Source organism: Enterobacter sp. UPMP701 (assembly GCF_053709515.1).
Window position 1 is genome coordinate 1 of record NZ_JBSKJN010000057.1, and the last position, 527, is coordinate 527.

A 527-nucleotide genomic window follows, 5' to 3' on the forward strand; every position below is an offset into this window, starting at 1 on the left:
TGCAGCAGCCAGCTCAATCTAACGCAGCCGCTCCGGCGACCGTTCCTTCCATGGAAGCGCCAGCAGCAGCGGAAATCAGTGGTCACATCGTACGTTCCCCGATGGTTGGTACTTTCTACCGCACCCCAAGCCCGGACGCAAAAGCGTTCATCGAAGTGGGTCAGAAAGTCAACGTGGGCGATACCCTGTGCATCGTTGAAGCCATGAAAATGATGAACCAGATCGAAGCGGACAAATCCGGTACCGTGAAAGCAATTCTGGTCGAAAGTGGACAACCGGTAGAATTTGACGAGCCGCTGGTCGTCATCGAGTAACGAGGCGAACATGCTGGATAAAATTGTTATTGCCAACCGCGGCGAGATTGCATTGCGTATTCTTCGTGCCTGTAAAGAACTGGGCATCAAGACTGTCGCTGTGCACTCCAGCGCGGATCGCGATCTAAAACACGTATTACTGGCAGATGAAACGGTCTGTATTGGCCCTGCTCCGTCAGTAAAAAGTTATCTGAACATCCCGGCAATCATCAG

The 527-nt window shown here is 52.4% G+C and carries 2 protein-coding genes; both read left to right on the forward strand.

Features of this window, described 5'->3' with window-relative positions; all coding sequences use genetic code 11:
* Window positions 1-314 (forward strand): acetyl-CoA carboxylase biotin carboxyl carrier protein (gene accB / locus ACWKXT_RS24335; protein WP_454542718.1); only part of this gene is annotated, 314 nt, incomplete at its 5' end.
* A gap of 10 nt (window positions 315-324) precedes the next feature.
* On the forward strand, window positions 325-527 hold a 203-nt coding region (locus ACWKXT_RS24340; protein ID WP_306565616.1), incomplete at its 3' end, for a biotin carboxylase N-terminal domain-containing protein.